The organism is Serpentinimonas sp. SMBJO2 (assembly GCF_056341105.1).
In genome coordinates this window covers 979,335-999,530 of sequence record NZ_CP150628.1, presented here as the reverse complement: position 1 = coordinate 999,530, position 20,196 = coordinate 979,335, and the positions used below count along the sequence as shown (strand labels likewise).

Genomic DNA, 20,196 nt, shown 5'->3' with positions numbered 1-20,196 from the left:
ACCCCTTGGCCAGCAGCGCAACAGACGCCTCGACCAAACCCGGCGCAAGGGCCAGCGCCTCGGCCAGCGCAGCCAGCGCAACCGCCGCCAGTGCCGCCGAGCTCAGCGCGCACACGCCCATGATGCGCCAGTACCTTGCGCTCAAGGCCCAGCACCCCGACGCCTTGCTGTTTTACCGCATGGGCGATTTTTACGAGCTGTTCTACGAAGACGCCCACAAGGCCGCGCGCCTGCTCGACATCACCCTGACGCGGCGCGGCCAGTCGGCAGGCGAGCCGATCCCCATGGCCGGCGTGCCCTTTCATTCGGCGCAGAACTACCTGGCGCGGCTGCTCAGGCAGGGCGAATCGGTGGCCATTTGCGAGCAGGTGGGCGATCCGGCCACGGCCAAGGGGCCGGTCGAGCGTCAGGTGCTGCGCGTGCTCACGCCCGGCACCCTGACCGAGGCCGAGCTGCTGCCCGACAAGGCCGAGCCGGTGCTGCTGGCGCTGCACTGGGGGCCGCGTCAGACGCTGGGCCTGGCGTGGCTGAACCTGACGCTGGGCGAGCTGCAGCTGGCGCAGTGCCGCAGCGACGAGTTGCCGACCTGGGCGGCGCGCATCGGGCCCAGCGAGCTGCTCTACAGCGCCGAATTGGCGCAGCCCTGCGCCCGCGAACTGCACGAGCTGCAGCGCCAGTGGCCGGGGCTGGCGGGGGGCGCCGGCGCGGCCGGACCGGCGCGCCTGAGCCTGGCGGCGCGCCCGGCCTGGGCCTTCGACAGCGCCTTGGGCCTGCGCAAGCTGTGCGCGCAGCTGCAGGCCGCGAGTCTGGCCGGCTGGGGCGCGCAGGATTTGCCGCTGGCCCATGCGGCCGCCTCGGCGCTGCTGGACTATGCCGAGCACACCCAAGGGCGGGCGCTGGCGCACCTGACCACCCTGCGCGTGGCGCGGCCCGACGAACTGATCGAGCTGCCCCCGAGCACGCGGCGCAACCTGGAGCTGACGCAGACCCTGCGCGGCGAACCCAGCCCGACGCTGTTTGCGCTGCTCGACACCTGCCAGACCGGCATGGGCAGCCGGCTGCTGCGCCGCTGGCTGCTGGAGCCAGCGCGCGAGCGCACGCCGGCGCGCGAGCGCCTGCAAGCCATCGGCGTGCTGCGCGAGCACTTGCAACAGCCGCTGCGCCAGGCGCTGGCCGGGTCGGCCGATGTGGAGCGCATCGCGGCGCGGCTGGCGCTGCGCCAGGTGCGCCCGCGCGAACTGGCCGGCTTGGTGCAGACGCTGCAGCGCGCCGCCGCGCTGGCGCAGCTGCTGCAAAGCGGCGCGGTGCCACAGCCGGCCAGCACCGCCCCACCGGCCGAATCTGCCCTGCTGACACTGGTGGCGCAACACCTGATTCCGCCGCCGGGCTGCGCCGAGCTGCTGCAGCGCGCCCTGCTGCCCGAGCCGGCGGCGCTGCTGCGCGAAGGCGGCGTGATCAACCACGGCCACGACGCCGAGCTCGATGGCTTGCGTGCGCTGCAAGCCAACTGCGACGCCTTTTTGCTCGAGCTCGAGACGCGTGAGCGCGAGCGCAGCGGCATCGCCAACCTGCGCGTGCAGTACAACAAGGTGCACGGCTTTTACATCGAAATCACCCAAGGCCAGCTCGATCGGGTGCCGGCCGACTACCGGCGCCGCCAGACCCTGAAGAACGCCGAGCGCTTCATCACCCCAGAGCTCAAGGCCTTTGAAGACCAGGTGCTCAGCGCCCAGGAGCGCGCCTTGGCGCGCGAGAAATGGCTCTACGAGGCGCTGCTGGAGCAGTTGCAACCGCATTTGAGCGCGCTCACCGAACTGGCGCGCGCGCTGGCCACGCTCGACGCCCTGTGCGCGCTGGCCGAGCGTTCACTCACGCTCGACTGGTGTGCGCCCGAATTCAGCCTCGAGCCCGGCATCGAAATCCGCGCCGGCCGCCACCCGGTGGTGCAGGCGCGGCTGGCGGCGAGCGACACCGCCTTCACCCCCAACGACACCGTGCTCGGCCCCAAGGCGCGGCTGCAGATCGTCACCGGCCCCAACATGGGCGGCAAATCCACCTACATGCGCCAGGTGGCGCTGATCGCGCTGCTGGCCAGCATGGGCAGCTATGTGCCGGCGCAAAGCTGCCGCCTGGGGCCGCTGGACGCCATCCACACCCGCATCGGCGCCGCCGACGACTTGGCCAACGCCCAGTCCACCTTCATGGTCGAGATGAGCGAGGCGGCCCAGATCCTGCACCGCGCCACCGCGCACAGCCTGGTGCTGATGGACGAGATCGGCCGCGGCACCTCGACCTTCGACGGCTTGGCGCTGGCCACCGCCATCGCCAGCCACCTGCACGACAAGGTGCGCGCCTGCACCCTGTTTGCCACCCATTACTTCGAGCTCACCCGCTTCCCGGCCGAGCACGCTGCCGCGCTCAACGTACACGTGAGCGCAGTCGAGAACGGGCGCGAGATCGTTTTTCTGCACCAGATCGAGCCCGGCCCAGCCAGCCGCAGCTACGGCGTGCAGGTGGCGCGGCTGGCCGGCGTGCCCGCCGCCGTGCTGCACCATGCGCGCCAGCTCTTGCACGCGCTCGAGGCGCACAGCGCGGCGGCGCAGGCGCAGCTCGACCTGTTTGCCCCCGCGCCCAGCGCCGCCTTCGAGGCCACCGCGCCTGATTGGGCCCCAGACGCGCAGCCCCCGGCACCCGAGGCCGCCGCCGCGCCGCCCCCGAGCGCTCTCGAGCAAGCCGTGGCCGCGCTCGACCCCGACGCCCTGAGCCCGCGCGAGGCGCTCGAGGCGCTGTACCGCTTGCGCCAGCTGCTCGGGACCGAACCCAGGGCCGCGCTCGGACCCGCGCTCGGGCCCAAGCAGGCCGTCCGCTAAAATCGCCCGCAACCCCATCCTCTGCCTCCTTGGAGTCTGCCATGAGCCCCGCCCAACCCGCCTTCGACTTCGAACAAGCCCGCTTCAACATGATCGAGCAGCAGATTCGGCCTTGGGAGGTGCTCGATGCGCGGGTGTTGCAGCTGCTGGGCCAGCTCAAGCGCGAAGATTTCGCGCCCGCCCCCTACCGCTCGCTGGCGCTGGCCGACGTCGAAATCCCGCTGTGCCAGCCAGCGGTCGAAGGGGCGTGCATGCTGGCGCCCAAGATCGAGGCCCGTGCGCTGCAGGACCTGGCCCTGCAAGACACCGACAGCGTGCTCGAGATCGGCACCGGCTCCGGCTACATGGCCGCACTCATGGGCCGCCTGAGCGCGCGCGTGCTGAGCCTGGAGATCGACCCGGCGCTGGCCGAGCAGGCGCGCCTCAGGCTGCGCGCCGCCGGCATCGACAACGTCGAGGTACGCTGCGCCGACGCCGCGGCTCAGCGCTGCGCCGCCTGTGGCAGCAACGCCCCGTACGACGCCATCGTGCTCAGCGGCTCGGTGGCCGAGGTGCCCGCCGACTTGCTGGCCCTGCTCAAGACCGGCGGGCGGCTGTTTGCCATCGTCGGCCAGGAGCCGATCATGCGCGCCACCCTGGTGCGCCGCACTGGCCCCGCCAGCTACTACACCGAACAGCCGTGGGACACCGTGGCCCCGCGTCTGCGCGGCTTCCCCGAAGCCTCGCGCTTCCAGTTTTGATCCGCCCCCAGCCATGAACCCCCTGCGGCGCGCCCACGCTGGCACCTCCAGACTGACAGCGCTGGCCTGCGCCCTGGCCGGCTTGCTGGCGGCTGGCAATGCCCATGCCCAGAACCTGCCTGAGCTCTTTGCCGCCGCACGCGCCCACGACGCCAGCTTTTTGGCCGCGCAAGCCCAGTTCGAGGCCGACCGCGCCCGCGCCGCCCAAGCCCAGGCCGGCGTGCGCCCCAGTGTGGCCCTGAGCGGCGGCGCGCAATGGACGCACCGCGACACCAACCTGCCCGGGCCCGACCGCCTGCTCAACCAGCAGCAGCTCACCTTGGGCGCCAGCCAACCGCTGTTTCGCCCAGCCAACCAGCTGGCGCTGCAACAGGCGCAATGGGCCTTGCAGGCGGCGCAGGCGCGCTTGCAAAGCGCCGAGCAAGACCTGATCGTGCGCACCGCCCAAGCCACCTTCGACTTGCTTGCGGCGCAAGACCGGCTGCGCTTGATCGAGGCGCAACAGCAAGCCGTGGCCGAGCAGCTCGCCGCCGCCCGGCGCATGTTCGAGGTCGGCGCCACCACCGTCACCGACGTGCGCGAGGCGCAGGCGCGTTTCGACCTCGTGCGCGCGCAGCAGATCGCGGCCGCCAACGAGCTGCAGGTGCGCCAGCTCGCGCTCGAACAACTGGTCGGCCGCAGCCCGGTGCGCCCGTGGCTGCTGCCCGAAGGCGTGGCCCTGCCCGCGCTGCCGGGCCTGCCGGGCGCCCCTGCAACCGCCCCTGCAACCGCCCCTGCAACCGCCCCTGCAACCGCCCCTGCAACCGCCGCCACCGCCCTGACCAGCTGGGTCGAGCGCGCGCAAACCGCGCACCCTTTGCTGCGCCAGGCCGAGGCCGGCTTGCAGATCGCTGCGCTCGAGGTGCAGCGGGCGCAGGCCGCGCGCGGCCCCACCGTCGATGCCACGGCCGAGTTGCAGCTCGCCCGCAGCCCCAACCCGGCCCTGCCGGCCAGCGGCCACGTGCGTCAGCGCGACGCCAGCGTCGGCATCCAGTTCAACCTGCCGCTCTACAGCGGCGGCGCGCTGCAAAACCGCATCGACGAAGCCGTGGCCCTGCACACCCGCGCCCGCGCCGAGCTCGACGCCGCCCAGCGCAACGTCACCCAAGCCACGCGCAGCGCCTACCTCGGCGTGGTCTCCGGCGTCGGGCAGGTGCAGGCGCTGCAGGCCGCGCAGGCTTCCAGCCAGAGCGCGCTGGAGGCCAACCGGCTCGGGCTCGAGGTCGGGGTGCGCATCAACCTCGACGTGCTCAACGCCCAAAGCCAGCTGTTCGACACCAAAACCCAGCTGGCGCGCGCCCGCTACGAGGTGCTGCTGGGCACCCTGCGCCTGCGCCAAGCCAGCGGCGTGCTCAGCGCAGACGATCTGCACCCCATCGCCGCGCTGCTGCGGGCACCACCGCCCAACCCCTAGGCAGGCAGGGGCTGCGCTCGCCCCACCTCATCGGCCACAAAGCCCCCTCACTGCGCCAGCTGCTTCCAGGTCTCGATCACGGTGTCGGGGTTGAGCGAGATCGAGCCGATGCCCTGCTGCTGCAGCCAGCGCGCAAAGTCGGGGTGGTCGCTTGGGCCTTGGCCGCAGATGCCGATGTACTTACCCTGCGCGCGGCAGGCTTGAATGGCTTGGGCGATCAGCGCCGTCACCGCCGGGTCGCGCTCGTCGAAGTCCTGCGCCAGCAGCTCGAGCCCGGAATCGCGATCCAGCCCCAGGGTGAGCTGGGTCAGGTCGTTGGAGCCGATCGAGAAGCCGTCGAAATAGCGCAAAAACTGCTCGGCCAAAATGGCGTTGCTGGGTATTTCGCACATCATGATCAGCTTGAGGCCGTTGACGCCGCGCTTCAACCCAAAGCTGGCCAGCAACTCCACCACCTGCTCGGCCTGCCTGAGGGTGCGCACGAACGGCACCATCACCTGCACGTTGTCCAGCCCCATGGGCTCGCGCACGCGCCGGATGGCCTCGCACTCCATCGCAAAGGCCTCGCCAAAATCGGTGCTCAGGTAGCGCACCGCGCCCCTGAAGCCGAGCATCGGGTTTTCTTCGTCGGGCTCGTAGCGGCTGCCGCCCACCAGCTTGCGGTACTCGTTGCTCTTGAAGTCGCTCAAGCGCACGATCACCGGCTTGGGCCAGAACGCAGCCGCAATCGTCGCCACCCCTTCGGCCACTTTATCGACATAAAAGGCGCGCGGGCTGGCGTGGCCGCGGGCCACCGACTCGACCGCCTTCTTCAGGTCGGCGTCGATCTGCGGGTAGTCGAGGATCGCCTTCGGGTGCACGCCGATGTTGTTGTTGATGATGAACTCGAGCCGCGCCAGCCCGACGCCGGCGTTGGGAATCTGGGCAAAGTCGAACGCCAGCTGCGGGTTGCCGACGTTCATCATGATCTTCAGGTCGAGCTCGGGCATGGTGCCGCGCTGCACTTCGGAGATTTCGGTCTCCAGCAGGCCGTCGTAGATGCGGCCGGTGTCGCCTTCGGCGCAGCTCACGGTCACCAGGGTGCCGTCCTTGAGCGCCTCGGTGGCGTCGCCGCAGCCGACCACGGCCGGGATGCCGAGCTCGCGCGCGATGATGGCGGCGTGGCAGGTGCGCCCGCCGCGGTTGGTGACGATGGCGCTGGCGCGCTTCATCACCGGCTCCCAGTTCGGGTCGGTCATGTCGGTCACCAGCACGTCACCGGGCTGCACCTGCTCCATCTCGCTGAGGTGCTGCACCAGGCGCACCGGCCCGGTGCCGATTTTCTGCCCGATGGCGCGCCCGGTGGCCAACACCGCGCCCTGGCCCTTGAGCTGGTAGCGCAGCTCGACCTGGCCGGCAGCCTGGCTCTTGACCGTTTCCGGGCGCGCCTGCAGGATGTAGATCTGGCCGTCGAGCCCGTCCTTGCCCCACTCGATGTCCATCGGGCGGCCATAGTGGCGCTCGATCACCAGCGCGTAGTGGGCCAGTTGCAGCACCTCGGCCTCGCTCAGGCTGTAGCGGTTGCGCTGCTCCACCGGCACCTCGATGGTCTGCACCAGCTTGCCGCTGCGCGCTTTTTGCTCGGGCGTGGCAAACACCATCTGCAGCAGCTTGGAGCCCAGGTTGCGCCGGATCACGGCCTGCTTGCCGGCCAGCAGCATCGGTTTGTGGACGTAGAACTCGTCTGGGTTCACCGCCCCTTGCACCACCGTTTCGCCCAGCCCGTAGCTGCTGGTGATGAACACCACGTCCTCGAAGCCCGACTCGGTGTCGATGGTGAAGACCACGCCGGCCGCGCCCAGGTCGGAGCGCACCATGCGCTGCACCCCGGCCGAGAGCGCCACCTCGGCGTGCGCAAAGCCCTTGTGCACGCGGTAGCTGATGGCGCGGTCGTTGTACAGGCTGGCAAACACCTCCTTGATCTTGTGCAGCACCTCGTCGATGCCGTGCACGTTCAGAAAGGTTTCCTGCTGCCCGGCAAAGGAGGCGTCGGGCAGGTCTTCGGCCGTGGCCGAGGAGCGCACCGCATAGCTGGCGTGGCTGCTGGCGCCATCGAGCTGCGCAAAGGCGGCGCGGATGGCCTGCTCGAGCGCCGCCGGCAGGGGCTGCGCCTCGACCATGGCGCGGATTTCGGCCCCACACTGCGCCAGCGCGCGCACGTCGTCGGTGTCGAGCGCGTCGAGCCTGGCCTGGATGCGCTGATGCAACCCGTCAGCGGCCAAAAATTGCCTAAACGCGTGCGCCGTGGTGGCAAAACCGGTGGGCACGCGCACGCCTTGCGGCAGTTGCGAGATCATCTCGCCGAGGCTGGCGTTTTTGCCGCCTACGGCCTCGACGTCGGTCATTCTGAGTTGCTCGAACGGCACGACCAGAGCGGTCGGGTCAAACAGTTGCGACATGGTGGAGGGCTCCAAAGTTAAAAAACCGGTCACCCGCCCATGGCTGGCCGCAGCGCGCAGCTTGCGGCGCACGGCGGGCCTGGCGTGAAGCGCACGAGCCGGCCAGCGCCCCCCATCGGTGGGGGCGGCAAGGACAGCGGCATGGGCAGCAGCGGGGCCCGGCGCGGGGGCGGGATAATGCGTGGATTGTAAAACCCGCACCCTGTGCCGCACCGCATGTCGCACCGCACCGCTTTTTTTGTTTCCGACGGCACCGGCATCACCGCCGAAACCTTTGCCAAGGCCATCCTGGCGCAGTTCGAGATCGAGCCGCGCCGCGTGCGCCTGCCCTTCATCGACGACGCCGACAAGGCGCACCAGGCGCTGCGCCAGATCAACCACGCGGCCGATGTCGATGGCCGCCGGCCGCTGGTCTTTACCACCGTGGTCAACCCCGACGTGCTGCAGGTGCTGCACGGCCACTGCAAGGGCATGCTGATCGACATGTTCGGCACCTTCATCGCGCCGCTCGAGCATGAGCTCGGCATCAAGTCCAACCACCGCGTCGGGCGCTTTTCCGATGTCGCCAAAAGCCGCGAGTACCACGACCGCATGGAGGCCATCAACTTCACGCTCGACCACGACGATGGCCAGACGCACAAAGACCTGGCGCAGTCGGATGTGATACTGGTGGGCGTGAGCCGCAGCGGCAAGACGCCGACCTCGCTCTACCTGGCGCTGCAGTTCGGCCTCAAGGCCAGCAACTACCCGCTCATCCCCGAAGACTTCGAGCGCCGCCAGTTGCCCCCGCCGCTGCTGCCGCACAAGAAAAAGCTGTTTGGCCTGACCATCGATCCCCAGCGCCTGAGCGAGATCCGGCACGAGCGGCGCCCGAACTCGCGCTACGCCAGCCTCGAGAACTGCCGCTACGAGGTCGCCGAAGCCGAGGCCATGATGCGCCGCACCGGCATCCGCACCCTGTCCACCACCAGCAAATCGATCGAAGAGATCGCCACCCTGATCCGGCAAGAGCTGGAGCGGTGAGCGGCGGGCTTGGCCTGCGCGCCGGCGCAGCGGCGCAGCTGCCGTGCGCGGCGCTCACCGTTGCGGCGGCCAGACGTGCAGCGGCGCGCGGTAAAAGTTAAGGATGCGGCGCACGTAGTCCTGCGTTTCGCGAAACGGCGGGATGCCGCCAAAGCGCTCCACCGCGCCCTCGCCAGCGTTGTAGGCCGCTGCCGCCAGCGCCACGTCGCCGTTGAAGCGCTCCAGCAACCAGCGCAGGTAGCTCAGGCCCCCGCGCACGTTTTGCTCCGGGTTGAAGGGGTAGCGCACGCCAAAGCGCGCGGCGGTTTCGGGAATGAGCTGCATCAGGCCCATGGCGTTCTTGGGCGACACGGCGCTGGGGTTGAAGTTTGATTCGGCCCGCGCCACCGCCAGCGCGAAGCGGAAATCGACCTCGAAGCGCGGTGCCAGCCGCTGGATCAATTCGGCGTAGCGCTGGCGCTCGGGTGGCAGCGCGTCGATGAAGCGCTGCACCACCTCGAACGGCACCACCGCCTCGGCCACTGGCGGCGCGGGGGCCGCTGGCGCGACCGGAACCGCGAACTGCGGCGCGGCCCCCGTCAGCAGACAATCGGGCACCGCCGCAGCAAAGCCGGTGTGCGTCACGGCCAGCACCGCCTGCTCGTGCCCGCCCTGCGCCGCCATGGCCAGCAGGGCACGGCCCTCGAGCCGGCCCTGGGCGTCGATGCGCTCCAAAAACAGCCGCCCCAGCCGGTACTGGGCCTCGGTGCTGCCGAAGCGTGCGGCCGCGCAGTAGCGCTCGGCCGCCAGCAGCACCTCGCCGCGCTGCTGCGCCGCGAAACCCTGCTCGATCCAGCGCGAAAGCTGTGGCGCTTCGTCGGTCCAGGCCGGCGGCCCCAAGGGGGGCAAATGGGTCCCGTCCGCCGTGGGCGCGGGCAGCGGCGCAGAAAGCGGCGGCGGTTGCAGCGCAGCCGTGGGCGTGGCGGCCACCGCAGTGGCCGAACCTGCCGCAGCGCCCAGCCCAAGCATGAGCGCCACACCTGCCCATGCCCGCCGCGCCCACGCCGCGAGAGGGAGTGGCTGCGTCATGGTGCGCACCTCGTTGGCCGCTGCAGCAAGCCGGCGCAAAGAGATTGGGGAACGCTGGGCATGGAAGGGTCCCTGTCTGAAGTTGGCCGCATTGTCGCCCAATCCCGGCTGGTCTGCGTCGCTCTGATAAAAATTCCAGCCAGCAGCCCCGAATCCGGCCTGGGTTTAAGATGCGAATTTCGAGCGATTGCCCGCACACACGCATGAACACCCAGACCGACCCCACCCCCACACACGGCAGCGACGCCTCCACCACCCTGATGACCACCCCGGTGCGCAGCCTGCTCAAGCGCGCGCCGGTCACGCTGCCGCCGCAAACCCCGGTCATCGAAGCCGCGCGCCTGATGCGCGAGCACCGCATCTCCTCGGTGTTGATCGTGCAGGACGGGGCCCTGTTTGGCCTCATCACCGACCGCGATCTGCGCAACCGCGTGGTGGCCGCCGGGCTCGATACCTCGCGCCCGATCCTGGAGATCGCCACCCTGGCGCCGCTGACCGTCGACATCGAGCGCCCGGCCTTCGATGCGCTGCTGCTCATGGCACGCCACAACATCCACCATGTGCCGGTGCTCGACGGGCAGACCGTGGCGGGCATGATCACCGGCAGCGACTTGAGCGAGCGCCAGAGCAATTCGGCGGTCTATCTGGCCGGCGCCATCTACAACCAAGACTCGCTGCAAGGGCTGGTGCAGACCAGTGCGCGCATCAAGCTGCTGCAGCAGAGCCTGGCCGCCGCCGAAGCCAGCGCCTACAGCACCGGCCACATCGTCAGCGCCATCACCGACGCCCTGAGCGCGCGCCTGCTGCAACTGGGCGAATTGCAGTTCGGCCCGGCGCCGGTGGATTACGCCTGGGTGGCAGCCGGCTCGCAGGGGCGCAACGAGCAGACCGCGAAGTCGGACCAGGACAACTGCATGGTGCTGGCCGACGACTACGACCCAGTGCAGCACGGTGCCTACTTCCAGCAACTGTCGCGCTTCGTCTGCGACGGGCTCGCTGCCTGCGGCTACGTCCATTGCCCGGGCGAGATGATGGCCATGACCGACCAGTGGCGCCAGCCGCTGCAAAAGTGGCGCGCCTATTTTCACCATTGGATCGCCTTCCCCGAGCCCGAGGCGCTGATGCTCACCGGCGTGTTTTTCGATCAGCGTTTCGTCTATGGCAAGGCGGCCCTGATCGACACCTTGCGCGCCGAAGTGGTGCAGCGCACGCGCGGCAACAAGAGCTTTCTGGTGCCCTTGGCGGGCAACGCGCTGCAGCGCCAGCCGCCGCTGAACTGGCTGGGCAACATCAGCCTCATCAAAGGCGGCGCGCACGAGGGCTGCGTGGATCTCAAAATGCAGGGCATCGTCCCGATCACCGACATGGCGCGCTTTTATGCGCTCGCTGCAGGCTCGGATGCGGTCAACACCCGCGACCGGCTGCAGATCGCCGCCGACAGCGGCGCCATCACGCCCGAACGGGTGCGCGACCTGATCGACGCGCACGAGTTTCTGGGTACGCTGCGGCTGCAGCACCAGGCGCAGCGCATGTCCGAAGGCCACGCCGCCGACAACTACCTGCGCCCCGACGAGCTTTCCAACCTCGAACGCGGACACCTGAAAAACGCCTTTGCCGTGGTCAAGAGCGTGCAAGGCTCGCTGGCGCGCTTGTACCCGGTCAATCAGCTCTGAGCGGCTGGGCGGCTGGGCGGCAGCGCCAGCCAGTCTGCCCGCCATGCACGCCACCACCACCGGCGCCACCGGGCGCGCACGCAACACCCGCTTTGCACCGAGGCATGCATCCATAAAAAAACCCGCCTTGCGGCGGGTTTTCAAGCGTTCCTAAAGAGCGCTTCAGTTGCGGTGCGCAGCGGCCAGGAACTCGCGTGCGTTGCCCGTGGTTTTGGTCAACAGGCTGACGACGATGATCGAGATCAACGCTGCCGGCACGCCATACAGCGCCGGGTTGCCCAGCACGCGGATGCCCGCGATTTCGGGCACGGCCGAGAAGCGCGCGAAGGTGAAGGTCAGCGAGACGATCAAGCCCACCACCAGGCCGGCGATCACGCCTTCCTTGGTCAGGCCCTTCCACCACACCGACAGGATCAGCACCGGCGCAAAGGTGCTGGCGGCAATACCGAAGCACATGGCCACCAGGATGGCGACGTTCTGGTCCTTGAGCCAGACCGAGGCCAGCAGCGCGATCACGGTCAGCACCACGGCGCCGACTTTGGCGAACACCAGACGCTCACGGTCGGTGCTGTTCGGGCGCAGCACGCCGGCGTAGACATCGTGCGACAGGCTGGTGGTCATCGAGATCAGCAAGCCGACCGAGGTACTCAGCATCGCGGCCATGACACCGGCAGCGATGATGCCCAGCACCACCTCACCACCCAGTTCCATGCCCAGCAGCGGAATCGCCATGTTGGTGGCGCGGCCACGCTGGCCAGCCTGCAACATTTCGACCAGGGCCGGGTACAGGATCATCATGGTGGCAAAGCCGACGAACAGCACCGCGATGTAGAACACGGCCAGGCCGATGATGGTGATTTCGGCACCTTTCTTGGCGTCCTTGGCGTCCTTGACGGTGTAGAAGCGGATCAGGATGTGCGGCAGACCGGCCACGCCAAGCAGCAGGCCGAGCACCAGGCTGAGCTGGTTCCAGACGTCGGGGGTGGCCACGCCCGGGGTGAGCGCGTTGGGCAGGTTGGCAAAGCCGGCGCGCACCGCTTCGGCGAGCACGAACGGGCCGTAGGCGCCTTCGGGCGTGGGCGGTACCACCACCTGGGCCATGATCGGCGCGGCTTGCGTCGGCGGCACGGTGGTCATGGCCTGTGCGATGATGGCAAACGGGTTGCCGCCAAAGTAGATCAGCACCGCGAGGATGAACAGCAGCAGCATGGCGGCGAGCAGGATCACGCCTTGCACCGCCTGGTTGTAGGTGGTGCCCATCATGCCGCCCAGAATCACCATCAGGCCCATGATGACGGCCGAAACCACCACCGTGATCATGTAGTCCCAGCCCAGCAGCAGTTGGAACAGGTGCCCGGCACCGACGATCTGTGGCACCAAGTAGAGCGTGCCGATGACGACGGTGGTGAACATGGCCAGGAACTTCAGGCTGCGGCCACCGAAGCGGCCCACCAGCACGTCGGCCACGGTGAACTTGCCTGAGCTCTTCAGCGGCCCGGCCAGTGCCACCAGCACGAAGATCCAGGCGCCAAAGAAGCCGATGGCCACCCACCAACTGTCGATGCCGGCCAGCGCAATGGCACCCGCGACGCCGAGGAAGCTGGCGGCGCTGCAGTAGTCGCCGAACATGGCCCAGCCGTTGAGGCGCGGCGAGATCTTGCCGCCGGCGACGTAAAAGTCGGTGGTGGTGCTGGTGTGCTTCTTGCCCCACCAACTGATGTAGACGACAGCGACCAGGCTGACGACCAGAATCGCAAAGGCAATCGGATTTTCCATCTCAGTTGTCCTTGTCTTGGTTCAGGCACATGCGGGTGACCACCAGGCCGACCACGAACACCAGCATGCCGGTGTAGAGCGCCAGCGGCATACCGAGGATTTCGATGCCGCCGACGGCCTTGAACTCGCGCGTGGCGATGGTGGCGGCGACGAAGTAGGTGACGCAAAAAATGAGCAGCAGACCGATGGCCGCGCCAAGCTTGCGCTTGATCTTGGCTTCGTCGTACTCGAGGCCGGGCGCGCCCGGGTCTTTGGTACTGGGGTTAGACATATGAGAGGATTCCTTTCTGGGCCAGCCCGAAGTGGGCCAAGCCTCCAACCTGAAACGGCAGCAAGCGCCGCCGCGCCAGAACGCTGCCGAACCAAGGCCAAGCAACGCTCAGGCAGGCACTGTCGAACCCGATGCTTACAGCCAGCTTATGCCGACGGCCAAAGTTCCATCTACTTAGGGTATGTCCTAGGGAAAATGAGGCTGCCGCCAAATGGGATGTTTGAGCGTGGCCAGGTGTGGGCTTGCGGCCTAGGCAGCGCAGGCGCAATCGGCAGGCCCTGGCTTGGCCCAGGGTGCGCGTAGCCCAAGAGCCAGCGCAGGGCTTGCGCCGTACCGGCGTGGCAGAGCCAGACCACGCACGGCAGGGGCGCGGCCTGCCAAGCCTGCCAAGCGGCCGCCACACGGTCCAGCAAGCGCTGCACCGACTCTCCCCCGCCGGGCGCGTGCGCAGCGAAGTCGTCCACCCAGGCTTGCAGGGCAGCCGCGCCCAGGTCGTCCCAGCGCTGACCCTCCCAGGCCCCAAAGTGGAGTTCGTCCAGGCGCGCGTCGGCACCGGCGTAGTGCAAGTCGTGGCGCAACTGCAGCAGTTGCTGCGCCAGGCGGGTGCAACGCTGACGCGAACTGCTCACCAGCAAGGCTTGCTGCGGCAGGCGCTGCGCCAGGCGCTGCGCGAGCTCGGCGTTGGCGTGCGGCTCAGTCGGCCAGTCGAGCTGGCCGTAACAATAGCCGTCCACGCTACCGCCGTCTGGGCGGATCGGCCGGGCGTGGCGCACCAGCCAAAGGCTGACTGCGGCCTGGTGCGCCTGCGTCATGGCCAACGCGGCGCAACGGCCAGCAGCAACGCCAGCCACAAGCCGATTTCAGCGGCCTGCTGAGTCGCGCCCAGGCCGTCGCCGGTGTAGCCGCCCAGGCGCCGCAGCAGCCAACGCGCCAGCACAAAAGCGCCGCCAGCCGCCCCCAGCAACGCGGCCAGTAGCGCCAGCAGCAGCACGCCCCAGGGCAGATCGGCCCAGGCGCTGACCGCCGCAGCGCTGACCAGCAGCAGCGCCAAGGCCTGCGCACAAGCCCAAAGCAGACCCATCCGACCGATGCCGTCGGCCAGCGGCTTGGACTTGGCGCCGGCCAAGTCACCCACATGGCGGTAGCGGTACAGCAAGCACAAGGGTGCGCAGCGCGAGACAGTGTGCCCCCAAACCAGGGCCAGCAGAGCCAGCGCCAGCGCGCTTTGCAGCAGGCTCGCCAGCACAGCGCCTTTGAGCAGCAGCGACAGCACCAGCGCCAGGGCGCCGTAGCTGCCAAGGCGCGAGTCTTTCATGATCTCGAGCGCACGCTCGCGCTGCGCCGAGCCGCCCAGGCCGTCAAAGGTGTCGGCCAGGCCGTCCTCGTGCAAGGCACCGGTGAGCAACAGGCCCGCCGCCAGCGCAAGCAGCGCCGCCACCCAAGCCGCTGCCGCCACCGTGGGCAGCGCGCACCACGCCAGGGCGAGCACGCTGGCCGTGAGCAGGCCCAACAGCGCGCCAACGAGCGGGAAGTAGCGCGCCGACGCGCGCAACAAATCGGGGCTGTACCCCACCCATTCGGCCAGCCGGCCGGTGACCGGGATGCGCGTGAGGAACTGCAGCGCCAGCAAAAAGCAGCGCAACTCGTGCGCCAGGCGCGCACCTGCGCGCTCAAGCAGCGCTGGCACCGCTGACACCGGCAGACGCAAAGCTGGCCATGTTGTTGAGCAAGGCACAAGCCGACACCAGCAAGGGCCAGGCCAGCGCCGCGCCTGAGCCTTCGCCCAGGCGCAGACCAAGGTCCAGCAGCGGCTCGGCCTTGAGCAAACGCAGCAACGCGGCGTGGCCACGCTCGTCGCTGCGGTGCGCAAACACACAGCGTTGCAGCAGCGCCGGGCGCAGCCGCGCCGCCACCAGCACAGCCGCGCTGACGATGAAGCCGTCGACGACGATGACACGGCGCTGCGCCGCCGCCTGCAAGGCCGCACCCACCAGGGCCGCAATCTCCAGCCCACCCAGGGCAGCCAAGGCCTCCAGGGGCGTTTGCGCGTGCGCGTGCAGGTGCAAGACGCGCTGCAACACAGCGCGCTTGTGCGCCACGCCGGCTGCGTCCAGGCCGGTGCCCGCGCCGACGCAATCGTCCAGCGCCAGCCCACCCAGCCGCGCCAGCAGCAAGGCGGCGGCCGAGGTGTTGCCTATGCCCATCTCGCCCAGCAACAGGGCGTTGCCCGGCAGCGCGCGCACCGCGTCGGCGCCATGGGCCAGCGCGGCAGCGCATTGCTCAGGCGTCATGGCCGGCTCCCGGCTGGCATCGGCGCTGCCCAGCGCCACTTTGCGCACTTGCAAGCCCGGCTGCGGTGGCAGGGGTGAGGCCACGCCCACATCCACCACCGTCAAGGCCAGCGCGTGTTGGCGCGCCAGCACGCTCACCGCCGCGCCGCCAGCCAGAAAGTTGCGCACCATCTGCGCCGTCACCGCGCTCGGGTAGGCCGAAACCCCTTGCGCCGCCAAGCCGTGGTCGGCAGCAAAAAGCAGCAACTGCGCTTGCTCCAGCCGTGGGTCGAGCCGGCCTTGGATCAAGCCCAGCCATTGCGCCAGGGTTTCGATGCGGCCCAGGCTGCCCAGGGGTTTGGTTTTGGCATCGAGGCACAAGCGCAAGTGCTGCGCCAGCTCGGGCGGGTTCAGGTGCTCGAGATCGGGTACTTCGGGTACAGACCAGGGGTGGGCGCAGTCGTTCATGGGTGCGGGAGGCAAGGTTTGCAAGCAGATAACGAAGGGGTGTGCAAGGCAGAGGGCAGCGCAGGCAAGGCCACCCAGCGCCCGCCCACGGCGACGATCTCGAGCCGCTGCTCGAACACGCGCAGCAGCGCGGCGTGGCCGTTCGGGTCGTGGCAGGGGCCGGCAAATTGCACCTGCCCGTGCTGCAGCAGCACCAGTTCGTCGGCCAGCAGCGCGGTGCTGATTTCGTGCAACACGCTGACCACCGTGCGCCCGGTCGCCACCAGCGCGCGCACCAGCGCGATCCAGTCGGCCTGGTGCGGCGGGTCGAGGTTGAGCAGCGGCTCGTCCATCAGCAGCACCGGCGCTTCCAGCGCCAGCAGGCGCGCCAGCAACACGCGCTGGCGCTCGCCGCCCGAGAGCGCACCCAGCGGCCGCGCGCGCCAGTCCCAAGCTTGGGTCTGGCGCAGGGCGCGCTCGACCGCGGCCAGGTCGGCAGCGCTGGGGGCGGAGAGCCAACCCAGGTGCGGCAGGCGCCCGAGCAGGGCGACGTCGAACACGCTCAAATCGTCGGCGCTCAAGGCCGCCGCGCCGCTTTGCGCCAGCCAGCCCAGGGTGCGCGCGCGCTCACGCCGGCCCCAGTGCCCCAGCGGCCGCCCCAGCAGCTCAACCGCGCCCTGCTGCAGCGGCTGCAAGCCGGCCAAGGCACGCAGCAGGGTCGATTTGCCCGCACCATTCGGGCCCACGACGCTGGTCCAGCGCGCAGCGCGCACGTCCAGGTCGATGCCCGCCAGCGCGCTGCGCGCCTGCACCCCCTGGCCCAGGCGTACGCGCAGGCCGCGCGCGTGCAGCGCCACGGCGCTCATGCGCTGCCTCCGCGCCGGTGCACCAACCACAGCAGGTAGCCGCCCCCCAGCACTGCCGTGAGCACGCCCACCGGCAGCTCCTGCGGCGCCATTAAGGCGCGCGCCAGCAAATCGGCCCCCAGCAGCAAGGTGCCGCCCATCAGCGCCGACAAGGCCAGCAAGGCGGCGTGCGTGACGCGCACCAGCGCGCGCACCAGGTGCGGCGCCACCAGGCCAACGAAGGCAATCAGGCCGGTTTGCGCCACCGCCGCCCCGGTACACAAGGCCAGCAGCAGCACCAGCAGCGCCTGCGCCAGCGGCAGCGGCAGCCCTAGGCTGCGCGCGGTGTCGCTGCCTAGGCTCAAGGCGTCGAGCACGCGCGCCAGGGCGCACGCCGCCAGCAAAGCGCCAAGCAGCAGCGCCGCCATCAGGGCCACCGCCGCCCAGCCAACGAAGCCGGTCGAGCCGAGCATGAAGGCTTGCATCACGGGCAGCGTGTGCGGGTGCAGCAGCGTCACCAGCGCCCCGAGAGCGCCCAACACCATGCCCACCACCACCCCGCACAGCAGCAGGCGCAAGGTGTGCTGCACGCCGCGTGCCAGCGCCAGCGCCAGCAGTACCGCCAGCGTGGCCCCGGCGAAGGCGGCCCCGGTCAGGCCCAGGCGATGCAGCGCCTCGGCGGCAAAGGGCGAAACCCCGAACCCGGCCAGCAGCAACGCCACCGCCAGCGCCGCCCCCGAGGCGCTGCCGAGCAAGAACGGGTCTGCCAGCGGGTTGCGAAACAAGCCCTGTGCGATGGCCCCGGCCAACGCCAACAGCGCCCCAGCCAGCCAGGCCGCGAGCGTGCGCGGGGCGCGGATGTCCCACACAATCTGGCGCGCCAGCGGCTCGTGCCACCACTGGCCCAGCGGCTCCCAGCCGCTGCTGCCTACACCCAGCCCCAGCACACCCAACCCAGCGGCGCACGCCAGCAGCAGCACCGCCAGGGTGCCGGGCCGAGAGCTGGCGTGAGCGCCAGCATGGGCGCTTGCGCTCACGGCTGGCGTGCCAAGGGTGCAAGCCGCGCCAGGCAAGCGGCCAAATGGCGCGCGCCCTCGGCCAGGCGCGGCCCGGGGCGTACCACCAGGTCGGCGGCAGCGGGGCTGAGCACGCACACGCGCTGCTCGCGCAGCGCGCGTAAGCGCTGCCAGCCCGGGCGCGCACCCAGGTCGGCCAAGCCGAAGTCGGCGACGATGATCAAGTCTGGGTCGGCGCGCACCACAAATTCCGGGTTAAGCTGCGGGAAAGGGCCCATTTCGGGCGGCACGATGTTACCCGCCCCCAGGCGCGTCAGCGTCTGGCCGATGAACGACGCGGGGCCAGCGGCAAACGGTGCCGGGTTGACCTCGAAGTACACGCGCGCGCCGCGCGCCTGCGGCGGCAACGCCTGCGCCAGCGCGCCGACTTCGGCCTCAACCTGCTGCCACAGCCCCAGCGCCTGCTGCGGCGGCAGGCCCAGCGCCTGGCCCACGCGCACCAGCGCCTGCTGCGCGTCGGCCCAGGTGTCGGTGCGCAGCGCTAGCACCGGCACGCCCAGCGCCGGCAAACGCTCCAGCCCGCGCGTGGCGGTCGAAGCCAGCACCAGGTCCGGCCGCAGCGCCACGATCGCCTCCAGATTCGGGTCGATACCGCCGCCCACGCGCGCCAGCGCCGTCACCTGCGCCGGCCAGTTGGAGTAACGGTCCACCCCCACCAGGCGCTGGCACTGGCCTAGCGCGCACACGCTCTCAGTGAGCGACGGCAACAAAGACACCACCCGCTGCGCCGGCGCGCTCAAGCGCAGCGTTTGGCCGCGGTCGTCGAGCAGGTGTATCGGCTGCGCTGCGCCTGCCAAGGCCCAACCCCAGGCCAACAGCACCACCCACCAGACCTTGCACCACCCAAGGGCGTGACGGCTCACCATCTGCCAGCCCCCTTGACCGTCACCGTACACCCGGCCAACACCAGCGTCACACGTTCAGCGACCTGGGCCACCGCCTGGTTCAACAAACCCAGCTCGTCAACGAAATGCCGAACTTCGGCACCCATCGGAATCACGCCCCAGCCGATTTCATTGCCCACCATGACCACCGGGCCTGGCAAGCTCGCCAAAGTGTCGCACAACTGCAGGCGCGCTGCGGCCATGTTGGACACGGGCTCCCAGTTGGGGGGTGGCATCAGCGCCTGGGTCAGCCAGGTAGTGAGGCAGTCGACCACCACCAAGGTATCTGGCCGACTCAGTTGCAGCAAGGCCTGGGCCAATTCTCTGGGCTCTTCGTAGGTGATCAAACTTGGCAACCGAACCGCCCGATCGAGCCGATGCCGCTCGATGCGGCGACGCATCTCGTCATCACCGGCCAGTCCGGTGGCCAGACACACCGCGCGCCTATGGGGAGTAGCGGCCAGCCAGACCTGGGCACGGCTTTCGGCCAGACGCGATTTGCCTGACTTCTGTCCACCCAAAATCAGTTCGATAGCCGGGCACTCAACCATAATTCAGCCGCCAGTCTTGAATGATGCGCTGCAGTTGATCTACCCCGTCGGTCAAAGCGGCAGGGCCGGGCTGGAGGATGTCGGCCGACTTGATTTCAAACAGTTGCCCATGTTGTACGGCGGGCACCTGCTCCCACCCGGGACGGGCCGCCACTTTCTCTGGGCGAAACTTCTTCCCGCACCAGGACCCGACAATGATGTCGGGTGCCCGCTGAACAATCTGCATACCGTCTGCGATGATGCGATCCTTCCCCATGGCTTGGCTTGCAAGCTCTGGGAATACATCCTGCCCGCCTGCGATGCCCACCAGCTCAGAGACCCAACGAATGGCGCTGATGTGCGGGGCATCCCATTCTTCAAAAAACACCCAGGGCCGCCGCTTGCCTTGCCCATCAAGCGCTGCAGCCGCTTGTTCAATGGCAGCCAGATGCTGCTCCATGCGCTCGATATGCCGAATACCCTCTGGCGCACAGCCGACCATCGCCGCCACCTGGTAGAGCATGGCAAAAATCTCGGCCACACTGCGCTGATTGAACACCGTCACCTGCACACCAGCGCGAATCAGGGCTGCTGCGATATCGGCCTGAAGCTCAGAAAAACCGAATACACAGTCTGGTTCAAGTGCCAGGATTTTGTCCAGCTTGGCTGTGATGAATGCACTGACCTTAGGCTTTTCTTCCCTGGCCCGGCGCGGCCGCACCGTGTAGCCGCTGATGCCAACAATACGCGCTTCCTGACCGAGCAGGTACAACCACTCGGTGGTTTCTTCGGTAAGGCAGACGATGCGCCGGGGGCCAAGGTGCCGCATACG

At 69.2% G+C, this 20,196-nt stretch carries 17 protein-coding genes; 5 read left to right on the top strand and 12 right to left on the bottom strand.

What is annotated here, in order from left to right; translation table 11 throughout:
* Positions 1-119: 119 nt before the first annotated feature.
* Genes mutS through AAAZ40_RS04480 form a run of 3 tightly spaced genes read left to right on the top strand, consistent with a single transcriptional unit; the run spans position 120 to position 5,063 of the window.
* Positions 120-2,870 carry a DNA mismatch repair protein MutS gene (gene mutS / locus AAAZ40_RS04490; RefSeq protein WP_476661684.1) on the top strand — a complete coding sequence of 917 codons (2,751 nt, stop codon included), beginning with the start codon at positions 120-122 and terminating at the stop codon, positions 2,868-2,870.
* A 41-nt stretch (positions 2,871-2,911) separates the two neighbouring features.
* Complete coding sequence (locus AAAZ40_RS04485; RefSeq protein ID WP_476661373.1) at positions 2,912-3,610, top strand: protein-L-isoaspartate O-methyltransferase family protein; 699 nt, start codon at positions 2,912-2,914, stop codon at positions 3,608-3,610.
* Positions 3,611-3,623: 13 nt separating this feature from the next.
* On the top strand, positions 3,624-5,063 hold the full coding sequence (locus AAAZ40_RS04480) for a TolC family protein (protein WP_476661372.1): 1,440 nt from the start codon (positions 3,624-3,626) through the stop codon (positions 5,061-5,063).
* Between the two features lie 47 nt (positions 5,064-5,110).
* Here AAAZ40_RS04480 and ppsA read toward each other — a convergent pair whose 3' ends face one another.
* Entirely contained in the window at positions 5,111-7,501 is a 2,391-nt protein-coding gene (gene ppsA, locus AAAZ40_RS04475) for a phosphoenolpyruvate synthase (RefSeq protein ID WP_476661371.1), read from the bottom strand.
* A gap of 216 nt (positions 7,502-7,717) precedes the next feature.
* On the opposite strand from ppsA, the gene ppsR reads away from it, so the two are divergent.
* On the top strand, positions 7,718-8,524 hold the full coding sequence (gene ppsR, locus AAAZ40_RS04470; protein WP_476661370.1) for a posphoenolpyruvate synthetase regulatory kinase/phosphorylase PpsR: 807 nt from the start codon (positions 7,718-7,720) through the stop codon (positions 8,522-8,524).
* Between the two features lie 54 nt (positions 8,525-8,578).
* Here the strand turns inward: ppsR and AAAZ40_RS04465 are convergent, their stop codons facing one another.
* Positions 8,579-9,592 (bottom strand): lytic transglycosylase domain-containing protein, encoded by a 1,014-nt coding sequence (locus AAAZ40_RS04465; protein WP_476661369.1) that lies wholly within the window; start codon positions 9,590-9,592, stop codon positions 8,579-8,581.
* 203 nt (positions 9,593-9,795) lie between these two features.
* Between AAAZ40_RS04465 and AAAZ40_RS04460 the strand changes: the two genes are divergently transcribed.
* Positions 9,796-11,265: a putative nucleotidyltransferase substrate binding domain-containing protein gene (locus tag AAAZ40_RS04460; protein ID WP_476661368.1), complete on the top strand. Its 1,470-nt coding sequence runs from the start codon at positions 9,796-9,798 to the stop codon at positions 11,263-11,265.
* Between the two features lie 162 nt (positions 11,266-11,427).
* Here the strand turns inward: AAAZ40_RS04460 and AAAZ40_RS04455 are convergent, their stop codons facing one another.
* The 10 genes from AAAZ40_RS04455 to AAAZ40_RS04410 form a co-directional block, all read right to left on the bottom strand.
* Positions 11,428-13,041 carry a sodium/solute symporter gene (locus AAAZ40_RS04455; RefSeq protein ID WP_476661367.1) on the bottom strand — a complete coding sequence of 538 codons (1,614 nt, stop codon included), beginning with the start codon at positions 13,039-13,041 and terminating at the stop codon, positions 11,428-11,430.
* A gap of 1 nt (position 13,042) precedes the next feature.
* Positions 13,043-13,312, bottom strand: coding sequence for a hypothetical protein (locus tag AAAZ40_RS04450; protein WP_476661366.1), 270 nt, complete (start codon positions 13,310-13,312; stop codon positions 13,043-13,045).
* Between the two features lie 170 nt (positions 13,313-13,482).
* Positions 13,483-14,124: a histidine phosphatase family protein gene (locus AAAZ40_RS04445; RefSeq protein ID WP_476661365.1), complete on the bottom strand. Its 642-nt coding sequence runs from the start codon at positions 14,122-14,124 to the stop codon at positions 13,483-13,485.
* The gene (locus AAAZ40_RS04440) at positions 14,121-15,008 is read right to left on the bottom strand and encodes an adenosylcobinamide-GDP ribazoletransferase (RefSeq protein ID WP_476661364.1); all 888 of its coding nucleotides are present in this window, start codon (positions 15,006-15,008) and stop codon (positions 14,121-14,123) included. Before AAAZ40_RS04440 ends, AAAZ40_RS04445 begins: the two co-directional genes overlap by 4 nt.
* Positions 14,983-16,050, bottom strand: a complete 1,068-nt coding sequence (gene cobT, locus AAAZ40_RS04435) for a nicotinate-nucleotide--dimethylbenzimidazole phosphoribosyltransferase (RefSeq protein ID WP_476661363.1) — start codon at positions 16,048-16,050, stop codon at positions 14,983-14,985. Before cobT ends, AAAZ40_RS04440 begins: the two co-directional genes overlap by 26 nt.
* Positions 16,047-16,895 (bottom strand): ABC transporter ATP-binding protein, encoded by an 849-nt coding sequence (locus AAAZ40_RS04430; RefSeq protein WP_476661362.1) that lies wholly within the window; start codon positions 16,893-16,895, stop codon positions 16,047-16,049. Before AAAZ40_RS04430 ends, cobT begins: the two co-directional genes overlap by 4 nt.
* A complete protein-coding gene (locus AAAZ40_RS04425) occupies positions 16,892-17,860 on the bottom strand; it encodes a FecCD family ABC transporter permease (RefSeq protein WP_476661683.1) in 969 nt (322 codons plus the stop codon). The genes AAAZ40_RS04430 and AAAZ40_RS04425 overlap by 4 nt, the downstream gene beginning before the upstream one ends.
* A gap of 47 nt (positions 17,861-17,907) precedes the next feature.
* Positions 17,908-18,816 carry an ABC transporter substrate-binding protein gene (locus AAAZ40_RS04420; protein WP_476661361.1) on the bottom strand — a complete coding sequence of 303 codons (909 nt, stop codon included), beginning with the start codon at positions 18,814-18,816 and terminating at the stop codon, positions 17,908-17,910.
* On the bottom strand, positions 18,810-19,385 hold the full coding sequence (locus AAAZ40_RS04415; RefSeq protein ID WP_476661360.1) for a bifunctional adenosylcobinamide kinase/adenosylcobinamide-phosphate guanylyltransferase: 576 nt from the start codon (positions 19,383-19,385) through the stop codon (positions 18,810-18,812). Before AAAZ40_RS04415 ends, AAAZ40_RS04420 begins: the two co-directional genes overlap by 7 nt.
* Positions 19,378-20,193, bottom strand: coding sequence for an ABC transporter substrate-binding protein (locus AAAZ40_RS04410; protein WP_476661359.1), 816 nt, complete (start codon positions 20,191-20,193; stop codon positions 19,378-19,380). The genes AAAZ40_RS04415 and AAAZ40_RS04410 overlap by 8 nt, the downstream gene beginning before the upstream one ends.
* Positions 20,194-20,196 lie beyond the last annotated feature (3 nt).